General features: G+C 69.5%; 16 protein-coding genes. 7 read left to right on the top strand and 9 right to left on the bottom strand.

Features of this window, described 5'->3' with window-relative positions; all coding sequences use genetic code 11:
* Positions 1–5 precede the first annotated feature (5 nt).
* Positions 6–1,154 carry a GntR family transcriptional regulator gene (locus JOD67_RS07365; RefSeq protein WP_205116486.1) on the bottom strand — a complete coding sequence of 383 codons (1,149 nt, stop codon included), beginning with the start codon at positions 1,152–1,154 and terminating at the stop codon, positions 6–8.
* A gap of 284 nt (positions 1,155–1,438) precedes the next feature.
* Between JOD67_RS07365 and JOD67_RS07370 the strand changes: the two genes are divergently transcribed.
* Both JOD67_RS07370 and JOD67_RS07375 read left to right on the top strand, forming a co-directional pair.
* Positions 1,439–2,878 (top strand): glycoside hydrolase family protein, encoded by a 1,440-nt coding sequence (locus JOD67_RS07370; protein WP_205116488.1) that lies wholly within the window; start codon positions 1,439–1,441, stop codon positions 2,876–2,878.
* Between the two features lie 21 nt (positions 2,879–2,899).
* The gene (locus JOD67_RS07375; RefSeq protein WP_205116490.1) at positions 2,900–4,771 is read left to right on the top strand and encodes a hypothetical protein; all 1,872 of its coding nucleotides are present in this window, start codon (positions 2,900–2,902) and stop codon (positions 4,769–4,771) included.
* 222 nt (positions 4,772–4,993) lie between these two features.
* On the opposite strand, the gene JOD67_RS07380 is transcribed toward JOD67_RS07375, so the two are convergent.
* From JOD67_RS07380 to JOD67_RS07395, 4 genes are all read right to left on the bottom strand, one after another.
* On the bottom strand, positions 4,994–6,625 hold the full coding sequence (locus JOD67_RS07380) for an extracellular solute-binding protein (protein ID WP_205116492.1): 1,632 nt from the start codon (positions 6,623–6,625) through the stop codon (positions 4,994–4,996).
* Between the two features lie 53 nt (positions 6,626–6,678).
* Positions 6,679–7,926, bottom strand: coding sequence for a polysaccharide pyruvyl transferase family protein (locus tag JOD67_RS07385; RefSeq protein WP_205116494.1), 1,248 nt, complete (start codon positions 7,924–7,926; stop codon positions 6,679–6,681).
* 128 nt (positions 7,927–8,054) lie between these two features.
* Complete coding sequence (locus JOD67_RS07390; protein WP_205116497.1) at positions 8,055–9,080, bottom strand: LacI family DNA-binding transcriptional regulator; 1,026 nt, start codon at positions 9,078–9,080, stop codon at positions 8,055–8,057.
* A 106-nt stretch (positions 9,081–9,186) separates the two neighbouring features.
* Entirely contained in the window at positions 9,187–10,791 is a 1,605-nt protein-coding gene (locus JOD67_RS07395) for a family 10 glycosylhydrolase (protein ID WP_205116499.1), read from the bottom strand.
* A gap of 142 nt (positions 10,792–10,933) precedes the next feature.
* On the opposite strand from JOD67_RS07395, the gene JOD67_RS07400 reads away from it, so the two are divergent.
* The 5 genes from JOD67_RS07400 (at position 10,934) to JOD67_RS07420 (ending at position 15,593) form a co-directional block, all read left to right on the top strand.
* Positions 10,934–11,818 carry a diacylglycerol/lipid kinase family protein gene (locus JOD67_RS07400; RefSeq protein ID WP_205116501.1) on the top strand — a complete coding sequence of 295 codons (885 nt, stop codon included), beginning with the start codon at positions 10,934–10,936 and terminating at the stop codon, positions 11,816–11,818.
* A gap of 115 nt (positions 11,819–11,933) precedes the next feature.
* A complete protein-coding gene (locus tag JOD67_RS07405) occupies positions 11,934–13,220 on the top strand; it encodes an adenylosuccinate synthase (protein ID WP_205116503.1) in 1,287 nt (428 codons plus the stop codon).
* A gap of 104 nt (positions 13,221–13,324) precedes the next feature.
* Complete coding sequence (locus JOD67_RS07410) at positions 13,325–14,419, top strand: hypothetical protein (RefSeq protein WP_205116504.1); 1,095 nt, start codon at positions 13,325–13,327, stop codon at positions 14,417–14,419.
* Positions 14,420–14,429: 10 nt separating this feature from the next.
* Positions 14,430–15,059: a class F sortase gene (locus JOD67_RS07415; protein ID WP_307782306.1), complete on the top strand. Its 630-nt coding sequence runs from the start codon at positions 14,430–14,432 to the stop codon at positions 15,057–15,059.
* A gap of 18 nt (positions 15,060–15,077) precedes the next feature.
* A complete protein-coding gene (locus JOD67_RS07420) occupies positions 15,078–15,593 on the top strand; it encodes a DinB family protein (protein ID WP_307782307.1) in 516 nt (171 codons plus the stop codon).
* On the opposite strand, the gene JOD67_RS07425 is transcribed toward JOD67_RS07420, so the two are convergent.
* Genes JOD67_RS07425 through JOD67_RS07440 form a run of 4 tightly spaced genes read right to left on the bottom strand, consistent with a single transcriptional unit; the run spans position 15,584 to position 20,291 of the window.
* Positions 15,584–15,817 carry a hypothetical protein gene (locus JOD67_RS07425; RefSeq protein WP_205116505.1) on the bottom strand — a complete coding sequence of 78 codons (234 nt, stop codon included), beginning with the start codon at positions 15,815–15,817 and terminating at the stop codon, positions 15,584–15,586. The two genes, JOD67_RS07420 and JOD67_RS07425, sit on opposite strands and share 10 nt — an antisense overlap.
* A 9-nt stretch (positions 15,818–15,826) precedes the next feature.
* Positions 15,827–16,072 carry a hypothetical protein gene (locus tag JOD67_RS07430; RefSeq protein ID WP_205116506.1) on the bottom strand — a complete coding sequence of 82 codons (246 nt, stop codon included), beginning with the start codon at positions 16,070–16,072 and terminating at the stop codon, positions 15,827–15,829.
* An 11-nt stretch (positions 16,073–16,083) separates the two neighbouring features.
* The gene (locus tag JOD67_RS07435; protein ID WP_205116507.1) at positions 16,084–16,941 is read right to left on the bottom strand and encodes a hypothetical protein; all 858 of its coding nucleotides are present in this window, start codon (positions 16,939–16,941) and stop codon (positions 16,084–16,086) included.
* Between the two features lie 5 nt (positions 16,942–16,946).
* Positions 16,947–20,291: a hypothetical protein gene (locus tag JOD67_RS07440; RefSeq protein WP_205116508.1), complete on the bottom strand. Its 3,345-nt coding sequence runs from the start codon at positions 20,289–20,291 to the stop codon at positions 16,947–16,949.
* Positions 20,292–20,297: the final 6 nt, after the last annotated feature.

The raw sequence follows: 20,297 nt of genomic DNA on the forward strand, positions 1-20,297 counted from the left end.
CGGCTCTAGTCGGGCGTCGAGCTCACGGCGCGGAGGTAGGCAGAGGCGGCTTCCCGGCTCCGGATCTCGACGGGCAGCACAACGTGCTGGACGCCGCGGTACGGATCGGCCGTGCCGATGCGGTCCGCGAGCATCCGCATCGCTCGCTGCCCCATGGCGTACGACGGAAGGGCGGCGGCGACCGCGCTGAGTGGCAGGATGTCGTACGGACCCGCGTCGTCCATGCTGGCCAGATCGACCTCGTCGGGGATCGCGACCCCGAGCTCGAGCAGGTCGATCGCGGCCTGGGCGAGCACGTACCCGTTGACACACAGCACGACGGTCGGCTTGTCGCCGCCCATGAGGCGCGACAGGATCGTCCGGCGGAGCTGTTTCGGATTCGGCCAGTAGGAGCGGAGGACGGTGAGTTCCGGTCGTACCGGCAAGCCGTGCTCGCGGAGGGCCTGGGCGTGTCCGGACAGCCGGTCGCCGACGCTCGTGCAGTGCGTCTCGCTCCACAGGGTCCCGATCCGTTCGTGGCCGCGCTCGATGAGGTGCTTGGTGAGCTCGTACCCGATCGCGAAGTTGTCGGCGAGGACCGCATCGGTGGGAAAGTCGGCGTGATAGCGGTCGACGAAGACGATCGGCGTTCCCTGGCGCCGTAGGTCGTCGAGGAGCTCGAGGTTGGCCTGTCCCTCGACCGGGTAGAGCACGACGCCGGCCGCCCCGGTCTCGAGCGCCTGGCGCAGCGCGCTCGCCTCCCGTTCCGAAGAGGCGTCGGAGTCGGACAGCACCATGCGGTAGCCGAGCTCGGCGCAGACCGACTCGACGCCTCGCGCGAGCTGGGCGACGTGTGCGGCGAACAAGCCCTGGACGATGCAGGCGATCGTCGGCGCGGGTGCACGGCCGGACCGGTCGGACCGGTCGGTGGGATGGTGGGGCGTTTGTTCGGCGACGAACGTGCCCTTCCCACGGCGTCGGACCAGCAGGCCATCGGCGACCAGCTCGTTGAGGGCCCGGACCGCGGTGGTGGTGCTGACGCCATAGCGCTCGCACACCTGCCGCTGAGTGATGAACGGGACGTCCGCGGCGTACTCGCCGCGAGCGATCATGGCCCGGAGATCGTGCTTGATCCGGTCGTGCAGCGTGCCAGGCTCGTCCGCATCGGCCGACATGGCACCCTCCGTCTATTAACGCGTTAAATGATGGCCAGATCTTGCCTCGGTGATGAATCTATTGACACGTTAACATGCCGAAACTAGCGTGCAACACGTTCTCCCACGTCGGCCGGGCTGATCGCCGAGGCTGTGATCGCCGGGCCGTCCGCATCGCTCTTCTTCTTGGTCCACAGGCGGGTTCCGCACTGTGAGCCCGATGCTGCCCGCATAGGTCCTCGAGACGAGGTGCACAGATGCATCGACGCAGTGGTTCCCTTCCGCCGCCCCCCGATCCTCCGTCCATGGGGAGACGTGCTCTCCTCGGCGGTGTCGGCGGCGTCCTCGCCACAGGTGCGTTCGCTCCGCCGGCAGCCGCTCTGGCGCCGTCCGAGGCGGAAAGCTCCGACAGGCATGCGGATTCCGGACCCGACAAGCGGCTCGTGGGAGCCGGAGTCCACTTCATCGCACAGCGCAAGGGATTCATCGACTCCCAGCTCCGGCTGCTGCGCGACGCCGAAGCGAGAGCGATCCGCGACGAGGTCCACTGGGCACAGGTCGAGGTGGAGAAGGGGGTGCTCGCGGTCCCGGCGGAGAAGGACAGCTGGGTACGCCGAGCCGCCGCCGCGGGACTGGAGGTGCTGCTCATCCTCGACTACTCCAACCCGTTCTACGACAACTACGACCGGCCGACCTCCGACGAGGCGATCGCGGCGTTCACGCGCTACGCGACGTTCCTGGCGAGGCACTTCAAGGGCGTCGTTCGGCGGTTCGAGATCTGGAACGAGTGGGACATCCGCATCGGCGGTGGCGGCATCTCGTCCGGCGGAACGCCCGAGGACTACATGCGGCTCGTGCGCTCGGTCTATCCGGCGCTCAAGGCCGTCGATCCGAAGATCACCGTCGCGGCCGGCGCGATGACGAACGCCGCGATGTTCAACGGGTTTCTCGATGCGACGCTCGCAAACGGGCTGCTCGACAACTGCGACGTCGTGGCGATCCACCCGTACAACTGGGGCGACCTCCCGCTCGACCTGCGCCGCCCGGAGATCTGGGTCCAGTCGCGAATCGAACGCGTACAGGACAAGCTCCGCTCACACAACGCCGGGAACGACGTTCCGCTCTACATCACCGAGATGTCGTGGCCGACCCAGCTGGACGCACGGGGCATCGCGCCGGACTGGGCGGCGGCGTACTGCGCGCGGAGCTACCTGATCGCGGCCACCCTTCCCTATATCAAGGGCTATTGGTGGTACGACCTCCAAGACGACGGCTGGAACTCGGCGAGCAACGAGCACAACTTCGGGCTGGTGCGAGCGGACGACACTCCCAAGCCGGCGTTCTACGCGTACGCCGGGATCTCGTCGCTGTTCGCCAACGGGCGCTACGAAGGGCAGCTCGCGACGGGTGATCCGGAGATCTGGGCGCTGCGGTTCGGCTCGCCGAGATCGCCCGACACGCTCGCGCTCTGGAACTCGTACATGGACGACGACTGGTCGGTCGTGCTGCGCGACACTCGCGGCAACGGAGCGGGGGAACTGCGCATCGAGCAGCTCGGCCACCCGGCCCGCAGATCTCGCTGGGGCCGCCGGGAGTGGTACTCCGGGACGCAGACTCAGCCCGTGATTCCGCACGAGCTCGAGATCACGCTGCGCAGGGCGCCAGTGCTGATCAGCGGAAACCTCGACGGTGTGACGATCACACGCGTCACCAAGCGGGTGTTCCCCGAGTCGCAGCGTCCCTAACAGGCCGATGGAGGGGTGACCATGGCAGCACGGATCTTCAACAGGAGAACGGTCTTGGGCGGCATCGGAGGCGCCGCCCTGGTCAGCGCACTGCCGGCGACGGGTGCGTACGCCGCCGACACGGGACTCTGGCGGCTAGGCAACATCGGCGCCGGCGCGGGTTCGTCCAGCGAGTTCCGCGACTACGCCGCCGCGAACCCCGAGGTGGTCCCGGTGCCAGCAGACTGGGCGACCCGCACCGTCTGGAACGACGTGCTGTCGAAGGGCCTCAAGGCCAGCCTCAACCGGACCATGGACATCACGTACAGCCTCGGCTCGGTTCCGGCCAACGGGGTCAGGTTCGAGGTGAAGGTCATCAAGGCGGACCGGGCGATCCCTCAACTGGGGGTGTACTCCAACGGGACGATGGTCGGGATGATCCAGATCGCCGGACTCGACGCGCCCGGCGTCACCATCCCCCACCAGTACGTCAAGACGTACCAGCTCTACATCCCCAAGGAGTTCCTGAAGACGGGTGGGAACGTGCTGCGGCTGGAGGCCGTGCGGTCGTTCCGCAGCTCCGCCACCGAGGACGCGCGGTGCTCCTGGGAGTGGGACCACCTTCGGATGATCGCGCTCGGGTCTCCGGCGCCCGAGCCCTGGCACGGTCGGTACACGCACCTGGGCACCGCGATCATGGAGGGGCACTTCGGCTACAACGCCAACGCCATCAGCGTTCTCCCCGACGTGCTCGAGTGGCTCGGCATCGCCCACAGCGGCAACGTCGTGCGCGCCGGGTTCTGGTCCGACGTCGAACCGGAGTGGACAGCACACGGTGCGGCGTACCTGAACGAGCTGAAGGCGCACACGATGCAGGTCGTGGCCAACCACCTCAACGCGCGGCAGTACGCCCCGGGTGGCACGCTCACCCAGGCTGGCAAGGACAAGCTCGACCAGTTCTGGGCGACCTATGGCGCCAACGTGCAGTTCTACGAGGTCGACAACGAACCCGGCATCTTCGGCAGTACGAAGGAGCAGGACCTCGCGGTCGGCGCGTACGCCGCCGCGTCCGCGCCGAGCCATGTGCGGATCGTCGCTCCGGGCTGGGCGTACAAGGCCGGCACCTGGGAGGCGAACGCGTCCGAACGCCGCGAGGTCGAGGACCTCTGCGACCTGACCAACGGGCACAGCTACGGCCCGACCTACTCTTCGGCCAGCCCAGGGGGCTCGTTCGGGGAGACGCTGCTGACGTACGCGCCGATCACCGACGGGCTACCGAAGCAGATGCTCGTCACCGAGACAGGCACGACCGACGCGCACGTCGACAACGCCAACCTCGCGCACCCCGAGCCGAAGGCGGCGGCGTTCGACCGAATCATGCGTGCACACGTGGGATTCGTCGATCACATCCTGCAGCACGCCGCGTTCTTCCGCGACACCAACAACATCTATCAGCTGTTCGAGGTGCCGGCGGACTGGACTCAACCGGAGGACATCACCGGCCACCGGTTCGACGCGACGCAACAGACGCGGCTCGAGATCTTCCGCCGGCTCGCCGCCGCCTACGCGACGCACGGCGCGCCCCTGACGTACGTCTATCTGGGCTCGCCGGCGGCCAACCGGAAGGTCTACACGCGTGCCGTGAACACCGCGACGCTGCCCGGCCTGCCCGGCAACAACGCCAAGTCGAACAAGGTGTTGATCAATGTCGTCAACTTCGGGCACACCCAGGAGGCCGTAGCGGTCCGCGTCACCATGCCGTCGTCCGGAACGTGGACCGGCCGTCGCTTCGGCCGCGGCAACGTGTGTGGGTCCGCCCAGGCGCCGGTCACTCTGACGGCCAGCCCGACCGTCGACCTGAACCTCACGCTCGTCGCCGGTGAGGCGGTCCAATACATCCTCGGTCGAGCCTGAACGCCTGCCACACAAGGAGAATCCATGGCAGCGAGCTCGGTGAGCAGGAGGGTGGCACGGTCGACCTGTACTGCCGGTTGGCGCTGGCGTACGCCGTCGCTTTACCTGGCGAGTGGATACCTTACTCGGCGTACATCCCATGTAGAGCGGCGAATGATCATGTAAACATGATCATTCGCCGCGGCTCGGGAGCGATCGAGGCCCGGGAGCGGGTGCGCCGGTCTACCGCGAGCCTGAGGCCTTCGCGTACGCGGCCTCGTACTCGTCGCGGATCGTGTCACCGCCGTCCTTGCGCCACGTGTCCACCGCTTCCTTCCACGTGGACACGGGTTTCTGGCCGCGCAGGATCTCGGTCCGCGCGTCGGTCAGCTTGGCGGAGAGCTGCGCGTTCTTCGCCGCCTCGGTCTCGGAGTAGAGGCCGAGCGTCGGGTCTCGGTCGATGATCTCCAGCGCGGCCTCCTGATAGTCGAACCGCGCCTGGGCGACCCGCTGCAGGCCAGGGTCGTAGATGACCTGCGTCCCGTCGGACAGGTACTTGAACGGAACCAGCCGGAGCGTCTGCCCGCTGGCGTTGACGATCGGGTCGGTTCCCTTCAGCGTGTACGTCACGTTCTCGACGCCGTAGTTGCGCAGGACGTACTCGGCCGAGCCGAACGGGGTCGCCAGCCAGTCGAGCAGCCGCAGCAGCTCTTTGACCCGGGAAGGATCGGACTTCTTGATCGCCGTCATCGCCTGGATCACGGCGCCACGACCGTGCACCGGCTTGGTGGTGCCGTCGTAGCTGAACGGCAGGATCGTGGCCAACTGGAAGCCCTGCACGGCCGCGCCCCACATCTCGTACTTGCTCCAACCAACGAACCCCCCGATCACCAGGGGCGTTCTGCCCTGGGTGAACCAGTCGTTGCGCTGGTTGTTCGTCGCCGTCATGCCGTCGGGATGGAAGACTTCTGCCGCGACCAGCGCGCGGGTGTCCTCGAGCGCGGCCTCGTACTGCTCCAGTTCGAGGTTGGCGGTGAACGCACCGTCCTTCTCGATCCATGCCGACGGGACGCCCAACGCCGCGGTGATCATCCCGAGCACACCGCCCGGGTCGCCGCACGCCCACCGCGAGCCGCGCTTGTCGGTCAGTGCGGTGAGCAGGTCCTTGAACTCGGCGAAGGTCGTAGGCTGCAGCGAAAGTCCTTGCTTGTCGAGCAGATCCTTACGCGCGAACATGGTGCCGGAGACCGGCGGCCGGGCGATGGGGATGCCCCAGATCGAACCGTCGAGCATGGTCTCGCGCCACGAGTCGGTGGCGAGCCCGGCGAGGTTCGGGTAGGCCTGGATCGCGTCGCCGGCGAGGTGTTCGCTGAGGTCGGTGAACTTCGACTTCAGCAGTCCGGGCAGTTGCTGGACCTGGCCGTAGATGGTCACCAGGTCGGGCAGGTCGTCACTCGCGATCGTCGTCGCGAAGCGCTGAGCGTAGTCCGCGGACGGCGCGTAGGTGATGGACAGATCGCCGCCGATCTGCTCGTTCACCTTCTGCCACAGGGGATTCTCCGCAAGGCCGGGCGCGACCGGGTCGAACGTGTACGTCAGCCCCTTGACGGTGCCGCCGCCCAGCGGCTTGTCCTTGAACGCCGCGGCGGGGTTCGGCGGGTACCGGAAGTACGCGTTCATCCCGCCGGGATACGCGCTCTTCAGGTCGGGTTTCACGATGCCCGGGTCGGCGAAGCTCGGCAGCTCCGAGGCCCGGATCGTCCCGGACGCTTGCTTCGGTTCGGGTCCTCCGCAGGCGGTTCCCGCGGCGCCGACGACGGCGAGCGCCGACAGCCCCCGCAGCAGTTCGCGCCGTGTCATGGGGTGGAGTTCCATCGCGCTCGGCTCCTTTCGTCGTCGAGGGATGCGGGGTGGAACGTGCGGGAGCGTCAGCCGACCTTCTCGGCGACCGCCTCCAGAGCCTTGGCGACCATCTCGCGCAGCCGGTCGTGCGCGCGTGCGCGAGCCTGGTCGGTGGCCGCCCGGGCGGCTGGCAGGTCGGCATGGGTCCGGGCGACCCAGTCGGTGACGTCACCGGTGGCGGTCGGCGACGCGAGCTCGACGACCTGCCGGTCGAGGTCGGCGCACATCCGCCCCTTGATCGTGTCGGTCGGTTGTCGCAGGTAGAGAGCGGGAACGCCTTCGGCCAACGCCAGCAGGGGCGAATGGCACTCCATGCTCAGCACCGCGGCGGCATGTCGATAGACGGCGCTGGCCTCGGTGACGTCCCAGAACCGCGGCAGCACGTGCACCTGGCCCGCGACGTCCTCGGGGAACGTGCCCGCGAGCCGCTGCTCGGCGAGCTCGACCTCGTACGTCATCTCCGGAACGACGAGCGCGGGCATGCCGGTCTGCCGGACCCAGTCGACGATGCCCTGACGGAGCACGGCGAGGTCGGATTCGACGTAGCCCTCGTTGTACGCGTCGCGGCGCAGGTCCTCCGCCCGCGGTGCGTGGCCGCGGATGCGGTAATAGGGCGTGTAGCGCAGCCGCGGCACCGCACAGAGGAACCTGCCAGGAACGAGCCCGTAGGTCTGGAGGATCTTGGTAGCGTGCTCGTCGTCGGCGAGGTCGAAGATCACCGTCGCGTCCGGGCCGAACGCGAGCTCGGGCACGGGAAGCCCTTGTCCGTTGAGGAATCGTTCGGTCAGCGAGTCGCGGCAGTACACGAACGCGGCGTCGTGCAGCAGCTCTCGTTCCACGGGTGTCAACAGGTCCCCGCGGAGCGCGTCGATCATCGTCGCCGACCGGTCCAGCGTCGCGTGGTACGGGCGCAGCGGGTCGACGGTGATCCCGAAGAAGCCGTACGGCTTGCCCGCGTGGCGCCGCCACGCGGCGACCTCGGCCTGCGCGACGAGCGAGGGACCGGAGCCGTGGACGAGTAGATCGGCCTCCGCGAACAGCCGTTCCACCGCCGGTGTCGGCGTGCCGTCCGGCGCGAGCTTGTCGTCCACGACCTCGACGTCGGGAAAGTAGCGGGAGATAAGGCGCCGCACGCCGGTGTCGATGTTCCTTGCCCACAGCGTGAGTCGCGCCTCGGGAGCGAAGCGCCGGAACGCCTCCAGCGTGCCGGGGCTGTGCGCGACGTCCCCGATGTTCACGGTCTGCCAACCGGCCACGACAGCGATCTGGACCATCCGCAGGCTTCTCCGTCCGTCGGACTCGCACCGTCATCGACGCCAGCATGCTGGCACATGATTAATCGCATAATCAAGTGCCCTCGGCAGCTCTTCTCGCCGTTCGGGACTGCGGCTGCCGGCGCGACTCAGACGCGCGGCGGCGCCGTCGAGCCGCGGTCGATCAGCCGCGGGCGTGGCGTGGACACGACCGCGGAGCGGACCTTCACGCCGTCGATCATCTTCCGGAGCGTCCGGTACCCCCGCATCCCCGCCTCGTAGAGCGGCATGCGCACGGTCGTCGGCGCGGGACGCATCGCGTCGGCGAACGGGAGGTCCTGGTAGACGACGATCGAAAGGTCGTCCGGAACCCGCACGCCGGCGTCGACGATCGCCGCGACAGCGTTCTGCGCGACCATGATGTTGTCGACGAGCAACGCGGTCGGCGGAGCCTCAGATCCCAACAGGGCTTGGACTTCTCGGCCGACGATGTCCGCGTCGTACCCGCACTGCCGGACCAGGGACGGCTCCACCGAGACGCCGAACGCGCGCAACGCCTGGAGGTATCCCTCGACCCGAGGGCCGCCGAGCGTGGCGGACTCGGGTCCCCCCACCATGGCGACGCGGCGGTGTCCCAGCTCGAGCAGGTGCTCGGTCGCGGTAGCGATGCCGGCGACGTCGTCGACCCAGACGCTGGTGTGGCCGCGCGGAACCGGCGTCTGCAGGATCACGAACGGGATCCGGCGACCGATCAGCTCGGTGATCGTCTCCGTTCCCCAGTGCGTCGAGCGGACGAGGAAGCCGTCCACCATGCCGGTTCCGGCCATCCTGCTCATCAGCCGGCTCCCCGGTTCGATCCACAGGGCGTCGGCCAGCATCAGCACGTCGCCGTTCTCCTCCGCCGCCGCGTGCATGCCGCGGATCGCGAACTCGAACACCGGGTTGGCGATCTTGGGGACGACGGCAGCGATCACGCCGGAACGCGACATGCTGAGCGACTTCGCCGCGTGGTTCACGCGGTAGCCCGTCTCGGCGATGGCATGCGCCACCCGCTCGCGGGTCGCCTCGCTCATCCGGATGTTGTTCGTGCCACCCGAGATCACCGCTGACACGACAGCCGTCGAGACGCCCGCCTTCTCCGCGACGTCCTTGAGCGTCACCTGTCGATCGCCCATGATTCAGAGCCTAACGACCACGTACGCCATCGACGCGTTCCCTGGGACAGGAATGCTCTGGCCTCCGACACGACGCTGTGTCGGAGGCCAGAATTTCCGTAGCGGATTAGTGCCTCTTGAACAGTGGCGAGAGCGAGGCCTTCGCCACCTTGCCCTTCTTGATATGGACCGCGTCGAGGTGCTTGCCGACGACGCCCTTGGGGAGCTTCGCCTCGATCAGCCAGGTGCCGGGGCGAAGGTCGACGAAGCCGAACCAGCCGGTGCCGTCGGTCACCCGACCGGTCACCTTCTGGCCTGTCACCACGTTGCGCGCGGTGATCGAGACCTGGTCCAGCGGCGTTCCGTCGTGGAGCTTCAGGGAGCCGACGACCGCACCGGTCTTCGGGCTCTCCTTCCAGTCCATCTTCGGCACCTTGGCCTTGTCGGCGAAGAGGGGCTGCTCACCCAGCGGATCCGCCGTCGTCAGCGCGGCCGCGAGCGCGGGCCGTTCCGTCGCCGCCGGAGCCTGCCCCGCCGTCACGGCCAGGGTCGGCGCCGCGTACGAGTAGCCGCTCCACCCGATCACCGAGTTCCCCGCCGCCGAGGGCTTGAACGCCTCCCGCGCCTGGATCACGCTGTTCGGGATCGTGTTGAGGTAGATCGCCGGACCGACGACGTTCTGCCGCCCGTACTGGTGATCCTTCAGATACTCGTTCCACTCCCGGTACATGTTCACGTGGTCCGGGTTCAGCTCGCGCTTGTAGTTCATAGCGACGACCGTGTCGAGGATTCCCTCGTCCAGCCACGAACGCCAGTCCTGCATGACTTCCTTGTACGTACGCGTGCCTTCCCAGCCACCAGGCGTCGCGCTGGGCCCGTGCTCGTACACGATCCCGTCGATCGACAGCCGCGCCTTCGGGTTGACCTCGGCCATCCCGAGGTAGATACGGCGGACGATGTTCGACACCTGGTCGCGCCGCCACTGGCTCCACTGCGGGTCGGACGGAACGGGAATGTCCGTTCGACCGGTCAGGGCGTGGAACCGCTTCAGCGCGGTCTCGGTGTAGCCCCACTCGCCGGCAGCCGAGGTGAGGCTGTAGTCCGGGTAGCGGATGAAGTCGAGGTTCATGCCGTCGACGTCGTAGTTCTTCGCGATGCTGGTGACACCCTTGGCCATGTACTCGGCCGCCGCGGGGTTGCCCGGGTCCATGAACGTGAACGTGTTGTTGTCGACGACCTCGGTGCCGTCGTACCGCTTGTTCACCCAGCGGTCCGCACCCGTGGCGTTCAGGCCGTGGGTGTTGAAGACGTGGTCGGCCTGCGGCGGTGCGGTCGCGAGGTGCCACATCGGGGCGACGTTCACCCAGGCGTGGACCTGCAGGCCGGCCGCGTGGGCCTTGTCGATGATCATGTCGAGCGGGTCGTACGGCGGCGGGTCGACCGCGACGTGGGTCTTCGGGTAGGTCGACCGGTTGCAGAAGCAGTCCTGCCAGCGCCCGACCTGGACGATGAGCACGTTCGCGTTGATCGCTTGGGCGTCCTTGATGAGCTGGTCGCCCTGAGCTGGGGTGTAGATGCCCGCGTTGAACGAGTCGACCCAGTAGCTACGCCACTGTTTCTGCACCGCCGATCCCTTCGACCCAGGCTCGGCGAGCGCGGTGGTGGCCGATGGGGCGGCCACGAGCGCGCCGGCGAGAACGATGCCGAGTATCGCGCTGAGGGTACGTCGCAATGCCTTCTCCCTCCCTGCTTACCGGCGCACAGTAAGGGGTGAACAATTGCCGGATTGGTTGACGTTACTGTGAATGGCCAACATGAGCAACGACCGATCGCGGACTGCTTAGCCTCCGTGGAGGATGGGTATGGTGCGGGCCGTGGAATCCCTGCTCGTCGTGACCAACACCGACGCCGGCAGTACTGACGAAGCCTCCTTCGAGTCCGCTCTGTCTGTGCTGCGCGTCGGCGCTGACGTGCAGGTTTGTCGTACGTCGATGCCGAGCGAGCTGGAAAGCGCGCTGCACCGCCGCGGCGGCCGTACGGTCGTGGTGGCCGGCGGCGACGGCACGCTCCACAACGTGGTCTCGGCCCTGCACCGGCGCAACGAGCTGGCCGACGCGGTCGTGGCGCTGCTCCCGTTCGGGACCGGCAACGACTTCGCCCGCGGGCTGGGCCTGCCGCTCGAGCCGACCGCCGCCGCGCAGGTCGTGCTCGACGGCGTCGTCCGACGGCTGGACCTGCTCGAGGACTGCCGCGGCGGCGTGGTCGTCAACGCGGCGCACGTCGGGGTCGGCGCCGACGCGGCCCGGCGGGCGTCTTCGCTGAAGTCCCGGTTCGGCCGGTTCGCGTACCCGATGGGCGCGGTCGCGGCCGGCGTACGGGCTCGACCGCTGCACGTGCGGGTCGAGGCGGACAACCGCGTGCTTGCGGACTTCGACCGGCCGGTGCTGATGGTCGGGGTGAGCAACGCGCCGACGATCGGCGGCGGCCTCGCGTTCGCCCCGCTCGCGCACCCGGGCGACGGGCGCGCGGAGGTGATGGTCTCGTTCGCCGTGGGGCCGCTGGCCCGGGCGAAGTACGCGGTCAGCCTCAGCCGGCAGCGCCACCTGGAGCGGTCGGACGTGCTGCACCTGCGGGCCAGCAAGGTGAGCATCGTCGGGCAGCGCTTCGACGTGAACGCCGACGGCGAGCTGCGCGGCCCGGAACAGCACCTCACCTGGAAGGTCGTCCCGGAACGCCTGCGGATGGTTGTGCCCGCGTAGTCGAGCCGGCCGTCGACTACGCTTAGTTCGCAAGCCTGGGGTTCCGCCGAGTTCGACGCGGCCCCATCCGGCCATTGGTGACCGCTCGGCGGTCGCCGCCAGGAGGACTCCTCGAATGCCCGCGATCGTGCTCGTCGGTGCCCAGTGGGGCGACGAAGGCAAGGGCAAGCTGACCGACCTGCTCGGTGGATCGGTCGACTACTGCGTCCGCTACCAGGGCGGCAACAACGCCGGCCACACCGTGGTGGTGGACGGCGAGACGTACGCACTCCACCTGCTCCCGTCCGGTGTGCTCAACCCGGACTGCGTCCCCGTGATCGGCAACGGTGTCGTTGTCGACCCGGCCGTGCTGCTCGACGAGATCAGCGCGCTGGAGGCCCGCGGCAAGACCTGCCAGCGGCTGCTGCTGTCGGCCAACGCGCACCTGATCGCGCCGTACCACGTGACCGTCGACAAGGTCACCGAGCGGTTCCTCGGCAAGAACCAGATCGGCACGACCGGCCGCGGCATCGGGCCCGCGTACGCCGACAAGGTCAACCGGGTGGGCGTGCGCGTGCAGGACCTGTTCGACCCGAACATCCTGCGCCAGAAGGTCGAAGCCGCGCTCGAGCAGAAGAACCACCTGCTGGTGAAGATCTACAACCGCCGCGCGATCGGCGTGAGCGAGGTCGTCGAGGGGTTCCTGCGGTACGCCGAGGCGCTGCGTCCGTACGTCGCGGACACGATGCTCGTGCTGAACAAGGCGCTCGACGACGGCAAGGTCGTGCTGCTGGAGGGCGCGCAGGGTTCGCTGCTCGACGTCGACCACGGCACGTATCCGTTCGTCACCTCGTCGAACCCGACCGCGGGCGGCGCCTGCATCGGCTCCGGGATCGGGCCGACGCGGATCGACCGGATCGTCGGTGTGCTGAAGGCGTACACGACCCGGGTGGGTGCGGGACCGTTCCCGACGGAGCTCTTCGACGCCGACGGCGAGCGGCTGCGCTCGGTGGGCGGCGAGTACGGCGTGACGACCGGGCGCGCGCGGCGCTGCGGGTGGTTCGACGCGGTGATCGGGCGGTACGCGACGCGGGTGAACGGCTTCACCGACTACATGGTGACGAAGCTGGACGTGCTGTCCGGGTTCGAGCGGCTGCCGGTGTGCGTGGCGTACGACGTCGACGGCACGCGGCACGACGAGATCCCGATGTCGCAGACCGACTTCCACCACGCGACGCCGATCTTCGAGTACCTCGACGGCTGGACCGAGGACATCTCCGAGGCGCGCTCGTTCGAGGACCTGCCGAAGGCGGCGCAGGCCTACGTGCGGGCGATCGAGGAGCTCGTCAGCGCTCCGATCGCCGCCGTGGGCGTGGGTCCGGGCCGCGACAGCACGATCGTTCTGCGTGATCTGATCGCGTAACCCCTTCTGTGCGGGCTCGTTCTGCACTGGGTGGGCAGACAGGGTCTGTTACCGGGGAGTACTGTGTGCCGCTTCCGGATCGCTTTGGAGGGGTGAGGATGGTTATGCGCGGAATCGCGCGAACCGTTGGCGCGATCGCCGGCGCCGGCGCTGTGGTGGTCGCGACCGCGATGCCCGGAGCCGCCGTACCTCCGCCGGTCAGCCAGGCCTGGGGCAGCGCGCTCACCGTGAGCCTGGGCGGACAGAACACCGGAACGGGTGAGTTCGAGGCCCGCCACGACGGCAAGCGGATGCGTACGGTCGGCCGCAACAAGCCGATCCTCCCGCTGCTCGACGGTCAGCAGACGGTCGTCGGCGGCTCGCTCGGCCAGGACGCCACGGCTTCCTCCGACGGCGACTCCGCGGCGTGCGCCGGCGTGGTCGGGCGGGACGGGTCGGTCGAGGTCGGCCCGCACGGGAGCTGCCTGACCGGGAACGACGGGCGCATCGTGCTGTCTCTGGGCGAGCTGCCGGAGCTGGGGCTGGGCACGATCCTGCCCGAGCTGCCGAAGCTGCCCGAGATCCCGGAGCTGCCGAAGCTGCCTACTGACCTGCCGGACCTGGGACTGCGGCTGGTCGGACAGGCGATCACCGCGCGCTGCGACGCCGACAAGGACAGTGCCTCCGGCTCGTCGAAGGTCGCGGACCTCGAGCTGGTGGGCGTTCTGGACGGCAAGGAGATCCCGCTGCTGTCGATCCCGCCGTCGGGGACGACCGTGGGTCTCGGCGAGATCCTGTCGAAGCTGGGGATTCCCGGGCTGGACGAGCTGCTCGCGCAGCTGCCGTCGGATCAGCTGCCGTCCGACGTGCTGGTGCTGCGGACCGACGAGCAGGTGCGGGAGAAGGGCCGGCTGACGGTCACCGCGCTGCGGGTCGCTGTAGCGCCGACGTCGCTCGCGGACATCCGGGTGGCGAAGGTGACCTGCGGGCCGAACCGCGAGCTCGTGCACGCGCGGCCCACCTCCTCGCCGACGCCCTCGCCCGTTCCGACGAACCGGCCGGCGCCGACCTCGGTGCCGACGGCCGTTCCGGCGGGTCTTGCTTCGATGCCTGGCGCGACGCCGGTGTCCTCGGGTCTCGGGGTCGGGACGCTCGCGCTGCTCGGCCTCGGCGGTCTGGCGCTCGGGGTGCTGCTGCACCGCCGTCGCCGTACCAGCTGAGTCTGTCGTCGTGGCGTCGGAGGATTCTGGCAACGTCGTCAAGAACGTCGGCACGCTGGTCGGGGTGCTGCTGTTCGTCGGACTGGTCGCCTGGGGCCCGTTCGGCGTGGGCGAGATCGTGACGCGGGCGGTCGCGCCCAAGCCCGCGCCGACGGTGTCGGTGCCGACGTTGCAGCCGTCGTCACCGCAGGAGTTGGTGATCCCGCGCCTGAAGGTGAAGGCGCGGGTGGTCTCGGTGGAGCTGCGCGGCGACCTGACGTTGCAGCCGCCTCGTTCGCCGTCGTTGGTCGGCTGGTGGACGGGCTCGGCGCGGCCGGGCACGTCCCGCGGTGGAACGGTGATCGCCGGCCACACCGTGCACACCGGCGGCGGAGCGTTGGACTCGCTGCCGACGCTGCGGGTGGGTGACCGGGTGGACGTGCGGACGAAGGTGGGCACGATGCGGTACCGGGTGGACGAGGTGGTGACGTACCACAAGGACCAGGTGGCGCGCGAGGCGTCGGAGATCTTCGGCCAGGATCGTTCGGCCCGCTTGGTGGTCGTGACCTGCGACGAGTGGGACGGCTCGTCGTACCTGTCGAACGTGGTGGCGTACGCGACGCCGGTGCAGGCAATCCCAGTGGCGAAGAAGGCGGCCTGACCCCTAGCCTCTGCTGCCGTGCCTCCCCTACGTGAACGCCCGCCGATGGTGGCGGATGAGCGGACCCAGCTGCTGGGCTGGTTCGAGCTGCAGCGGTCGATCGTGCACCACAAGTGCGAGGGCCTGTCGGACGCGGACGCGCACCGCGTGGTGGTGCCGACCTCGCCGCTGATGACGGTGGCGGGGCTGGTGTCGCATCTGCGGTGGGTCGAACACACCTGGTTCGAGGTCCTCTTCCGCGGCGGCGTGGCCGACAGCCCGGCGTTCTCCGAGGAGCCGGAGGACGCCGACATGATCGTCCCCCCGGACGTGCCGCTGGCCCAGCTGCTGGACGAGTACGCCGCGCAGTGCAAGGCGTCGAACGAGATCATCGCCGCCCATTCCCTGGACGACGTGGGCAACCACCCCGACTTCGCGGCGGCCCGAGCATCGCTGCGCTGGATGATGATCCACATGATCGAGGAAACCGCCCGCCACGCCGGCCACCTCGACCTGATCCGCGAGTTGCTGGACGGTGAGAAGAGCTACTTCTGAGCCGTCTCGAAGACCTCGTCGATCGTCTTCGCCACCGCGGCGCGACCGATCCAGTCCGTCAATTGCTCGAGGTCCCAGGTCGCGAAAATCCTGGCGCGTATCTCGGACGGCACCTCGAATCCTCGAGCGTCGAACCGCTCGAACAGGACACCCATGATCCCCATCCTGCGTCCCAGCATCACGTACCTGCGGACGAAGGGGTCGCGATACTCGCGTAGGGCCATGACGGTGGGCTATGCGAAGACTTCGTCGAGGGTCTCAGCTGTCACGGCCCGCCGGATCCAAGTCATCAGTCGCTCGGAGTCGTCCGTTTGGTTGATCCGAGCCCGCACCTCTGCCGGGACAGCGATACCACGGGCCGTCAGCACGGCGATCAGCGACTTCGCTTCGCCCTTCGCTTCGCCGATCACTTCGCCCTCGGCGCGGCCTTGCATGACGTGCTTGCGGACGAAGGGGTCGCGATACTCGCGTAGAGCCATGGAGATGCGGCCTAGGTGAAGATCTCGTCGAGAGAATGCGCCACTGCCGCGCGGTCGACCCAGACCCTCAACTGCTCGAGGTCGGTGGTGCCGTCGATGAGCTCGCGGATCGTGGTCGGCACCTGGATACCGCGAACGCGAAGTACGCGGAGCAAGGCATCTGCTTCCTCCAAGGCGCGACCGTGCATGACGTGGTGGCGGACGAAGGGGTCGCGATACTCGCGTAGTGCCATGAGCTCCTCCAGGTGGCGCTTGGCGGCAAGCGGAAGCGCCGTCCTCAGTACTTCATTGTACAGAGTGCTAGTGGCCTCATCGAGGCCCTGAATACTCACCATCGTCGCTGCCAGGGACTCCTCGATGTCCGGTCTCCGGGCGTGGGCATGGGCGATGGCGGCGAGGACCGCGAGCGCTGGGTGGCTGGTCGCGGTGTCGACGTCGTCGATCACCGGAAGTCGGTCTGGCCCGACTACCACCGGTGTGAGCACCAGTCCGGGGTGGCCGAGGTCGATGGGTTTGGCGTAGCGGTTGGCCATCGCCCGGGTGGTGCACACGACAAGCAGGGTCACCGGACATTTCAGCCGAGCGCGGAGGGTGGCGATGTAGACCGGCCAGCTCCAGTGCCGGGTGTCGTCGCCGCTGAGCTGGATCTCCACGACGACGGCGAGAACGGGCTCGCCCGACTGCTCGAGGACGACGACGGTGTCCGCGCGGTACTCCTTCGGCTGCCACTCGCTCAGGTTGGTGGAGCCGAGGGTGGCTCGTTCGAACGGGGGAACGGGCACGCCGACGACGTGTTCGAGCAGCTCGGGCGCCAGGGCGGGGCTGTGCTGAAACAGGTCGATCAGACCCTCGTGGCGGGCGGACGGCATTGGGCTTAGGAGCTTGCGGTGGCGATGTCGAGGGTGGCTTCGCGGACGTCGGGGTGGGGGTGGGCGCGGAGGGCGACGAGGCGGGCGCGCCACTCGGCGGGCCAGTGCAGGCGGTGGCCGGCGGCGTGGGTGAGGTGGAGGGCGAGCAGGCCGCCGGCCAGGTCGACGCGGGCCGCCAGCTGGTCGATCGCGGGCTCAAGATCGGCGGGGTGCCAGTGTGCCTGGTTGCGATGCAAGCCGTCCGGAACGAGTCCCGCCAGCCGCACCGCCGCGGCGGGGCGGTCGGCGACGAGGCCCGCGAGCTCGGTCAACGCGGGCGCGGGGGAGGACCAGGGCACGGCGGCCACGAGCAGCGCGATCCGCCGCTGCAGCAGGAACGGGGCGTCGGCCAACGCGGAAGCCGCGGCCAGCAAGGCCGTGCGCAGGTTGGACCAGATCGCGGAGCGGACCAGGTCGTCGACCAGCTTGCCGAGCCGGCGCAGTGCGGGGCGGTCGCGCTCGGCGCCCGCGTCCGGTGTCCCCGGGTCGGCCGCGAGCAGGTCGCGGATCGTCGCCGGCAGCTCCGGCGAGTCCGGAACGACGAGCAGGCACGACACCAGGCTGCTGCACGCCGCCTGCCAGACGGTCCACGGACGATCCAGGTCGACCAGCGCGGCACGACACAGCGCCGGCGCCGAGGGCAGCTGCCGCACCCAGTGCCCGAGCGCGTGGAAGCCGAGCTGTGCGACGTCTCGTTCTGGATGCTGCGACACCGCCGCGATCAGTCCCGCGAACCGGACGCGGTGCCGCTCGGCGACGTCGTACGGACGCACGCCGGCGAGCGTCGTCGCCGCCGCGGTCGGACCCGCTGCCGCTTCGTCGAGCAGCGGCCAGGCGGCCGAATCGTCAAGCAGGCGGCGCGAAACGACGCTGGTGATCGCGGCTTGTACGTCGCGGTGCGCGGACGGCCACGCCTCGGCGAGGATCGCCATCGCGCCCGGCGGCCGGTGCTCGCCGAGCAGTCGCGCCGCCTCCTTGCGCGAGGTGATCTTCACGCCGTCACCGACGAGCAGCGGCCGCAGCATGCCCGCCAGTTGGCTCGGCGGCACGTACCGCGCGGCTCTCGTCGCTGCGTACGTCGCCACCCGGGCGAGGTCGTCGCCGGCGAACTGGAGCAGCTCGGGCAGCAGCTCCGCCGGCTGGTCGACCCAGGCGAGCGAACCGAGCGCCGCCTCGGCGATCGGCACCTCCGCGGACTCGAGGAACGGGCGGACGGCCGCCAGTCCGATCATCGGCAGCCGGCCGATCATCCCGACCGCGGCGGACCGCGTCCACACGGGCAGCTCGGAGTCGCGCGCGACCACGTCGAGCAGGTCGCGGTACGCCACGTGCTGCCGCGGCAGCCACCGCCGCAGCGCGGAAGGCCGGACGTACCAGGCCGGATGGTTCTGGCTGAACCGCAGCGTCTGGTCCGGGTCGGCGAGGATCGGGTCGAGCAGGTCGGTCCGCCGCTCGGTCACGACCGCCCAGATCGCACCCCATCGGGCTCGCTGGAGATCCTCGGTCAGCAGTTGCTCGGTGCGCTCGCCACGCTTGGCCGGATCCCTCAGCCACAACGAGATTCCGCTCTGTGCGATGCCGTCGTACTCCGACCGCGCCGCGCGAGCGAGCAGGTCCTGCAGGTGGTCGATGGCGTACGCGCGCTTGCCGAACGCCCACGCCGCCTGGAACGCCAAGCCCCATTGGTCGCGCGCCGCGTACGCGTCGAGCAGCCCGCGCAACCGCGCGTAGACCTCGCGCTCGCGTCCCCGCGGCAGCCCGTCGCAGAGCCCGCTGAGCGAGACGACGCCGGACTGCCCGGCGATCCGCTCGTGCGCCTGGATGCCCCACTCCAGCAGGGCATTGTCACCGCGAAGCGCACCCTGCCGGACAGCACTCTCGGCGAGCGACGTCAGCGCGTGCCGGGTCCCCCACGAGCAGTCGCGGGCGTTGAGCGCGTCGGTGAGCAGCACCTCCCATGCGGGCACCTGGTCGCCGGCGAGCAGCGACGGCGGCAGCTCGGCTACGCCTTGCAACGCGGCTTGCCGAACGGGGTCCTGGTCGTTGCGCAGCCGCGCCAGCCACTCCGCCGTCTGGCGTACGACGGCAACCGATCGGGACCTCCCGGTCGCGGTGAGGATCGCGCGGTAGACGGCGGCCCGCTCGCCCGCGTCCGCGCGCCGAACCTCCTGCTGCAGAACGGTAAACGCCTCGTCGAACGCCAGTTGTGCGGTCACTCGCCAGGTCGCGGCCGTCGACTCGCGCACCGCCGGTACGCCCAACATCCGCTGCGCATGGCGATGACGGACGTCGTGCGGCAACGCGTCGAGCACGCCCTCGTCGATCACCGTCTGGCTGAGGTCGAGCGAACGGGTGACCAGCCCGAACACCGCCGCCCGGCGCAACGGCGGCAACGCCTCGAGCACGCCTTGCACCGAGCGCGGGTTGGCCCAGACGATCCGCCCGATCGTGGCGACCTGCTCGTCGGTCAGCACGCGGAGCCGCCGCAGCAGGCTCGGCCGCAGGGCGTGCGCTCGGACGGCGTCGGCTCGTTCCGGCGTGGTCAGCAACCGGAGCAGCAGCGTGCCCTCGGGATCCAGGCCGGCGAACCGTCCCAGCCCGTCCGCGATCGCCGGCGGCAGCGCATGCCTCGGCAGGCCTTGCTCGATGGCTCGCCAGGCGCGCTCGGGCTGGTGTTCGGCCGCGGCGACGACACCCGCGCCGGCGGTCGACCACCAGTACGCGCGGGTCTGGTCGTCGCCGAGTTTGGGCAGGACGGACTCGGCGTAGGTGAGCAGGAGCTCGGCGTGCCTCGCGCCGAGGCGGGACCAGTCGCCGACGCCGAGCAGATGGTCGAGGTCGGGCAGCAGCCGGGCGATCGTGGCGGAGTCGCAGGCGGTGAACAGGCCGACCGCCTCGTCGTCGCCCCACTGCGCGCGGGCGACGTCGAGCAGCATGCTGGCGAGCGTGCCGCGGCGGGATCGGCGGACCACCCGGGCGAGCCACTTACGCCGCCAGGCGGGCGCGTCGGCGTACCCGCGGGCGAGCGCTTCGTCCGACACCGCCGGCAGGTTTGCCGCGACCGAGATCGCCCGCCGCTGGACGGCCGGCGCGGGATCGTCCAGCGCGCGTTCGAGGTAGGCGGCGTCCCCGGCCGCCTCCGCCACCACCAGCCCGACCTGCCGCGCGGCGAGGTCGCCCGCGGCCAGCTCGTCGAGAAGCTCACGCAGCTCGGGACTTCCGAGCAGCCGCCGTGCCTCGACCGCGATCCGGTGCGTGCGTTGCGGAGACGGCAACGCGTCCACGGCGGCGGCGAGGTCGGCGGCATGCATCGGAAG

The sequence above is a fragment of the Tenggerimyces flavus genome, from assembly GCF_016907715.1.
GTDB lineage: Bacteria > Actinomycetota > Actinomycetes > Propionibacteriales > Actinopolymorphaceae > Tenggerimyces > Tenggerimyces flavus.

Bases quoted from the DNA above. Each gene is read 5' to 3' on its own strand.
- JOD67_RS07365 (WP_205116486.1), bottom strand. From the start codon at position 1,154: ATGTCGGCCGATGCGGACGAGCCTGGCACGCTGCACGACCGGATCAAG.
- JOD67_RS07370 (WP_205116488.1), top strand. From the start codon at position 1,439: ATGGGGAGACGTGCTCTCCTCGGCGGTGTCGGCGGCGTCCTCGCCACA.
- JOD67_RS07375 (WP_205116490.1), top strand. From the start codon at position 2,900: ATGGCAGCACGGATCTTCAACAGGAGAACGGTCTTGGGCGGCATCGGA.
- JOD67_RS07380 (WP_205116492.1), bottom strand. From the start codon at position 6,625: ATGGAACTCCACCCCATGACACGGCGCGAACTGCTGCGGGGGCTGTCG.
- JOD67_RS07385 (WP_205116494.1), bottom strand. From the start codon at position 7,926: ATGGTCCAGATCGCTGTCGTGGCCGGTTGGCAGACCGTGAACATCGGG.
- JOD67_RS07390 (WP_205116497.1), bottom strand. From the start codon at position 9,080: ATGGGCGATCGACAGGTGACGCTCAAGGACGTCGCGGAGAAGGCGGGC.
- JOD67_RS07405 (WP_205116503.1), top strand. From the start codon at position 11,934: ATGCCCGCGATCGTGCTCGTCGGTGCCCAGTGGGGCGACGAAGGCAAG.
- JOD67_RS07410 (WP_205116504.1), top strand. From the start codon at position 13,325: ATGCGCGGAATCGCGCGAACCGTTGGCGCGATCGCCGGCGCCGGCGCT.
- JOD67_RS07425 (WP_205116505.1), bottom strand. From the start codon at position 15,817: ATGGCCCTACGCGAGTATCGCGACCCCTTCGTCCGCAGGTACGTGATG.
- JOD67_RS07430 (WP_205116506.1), bottom strand. From the start codon at position 16,072: ATGGCTCTACGCGAGTATCGCGACCCCTTCGTCCGCAAGCACGTCATG.
- JOD67_RS07435 (WP_205116507.1), bottom strand. From the start codon at position 16,941: ATGCCGTCCGCCCGCCACGAGGGTCTGATCGACCTGTTTCAGCACAGC.
- JOD67_RS07440 (WP_205116508.1), bottom strand. From the start codon at position 20,291: ATGCATGCCGCCGACCTCGCCGCCGCCGTGGACGCGTTGCCGTCTCCG.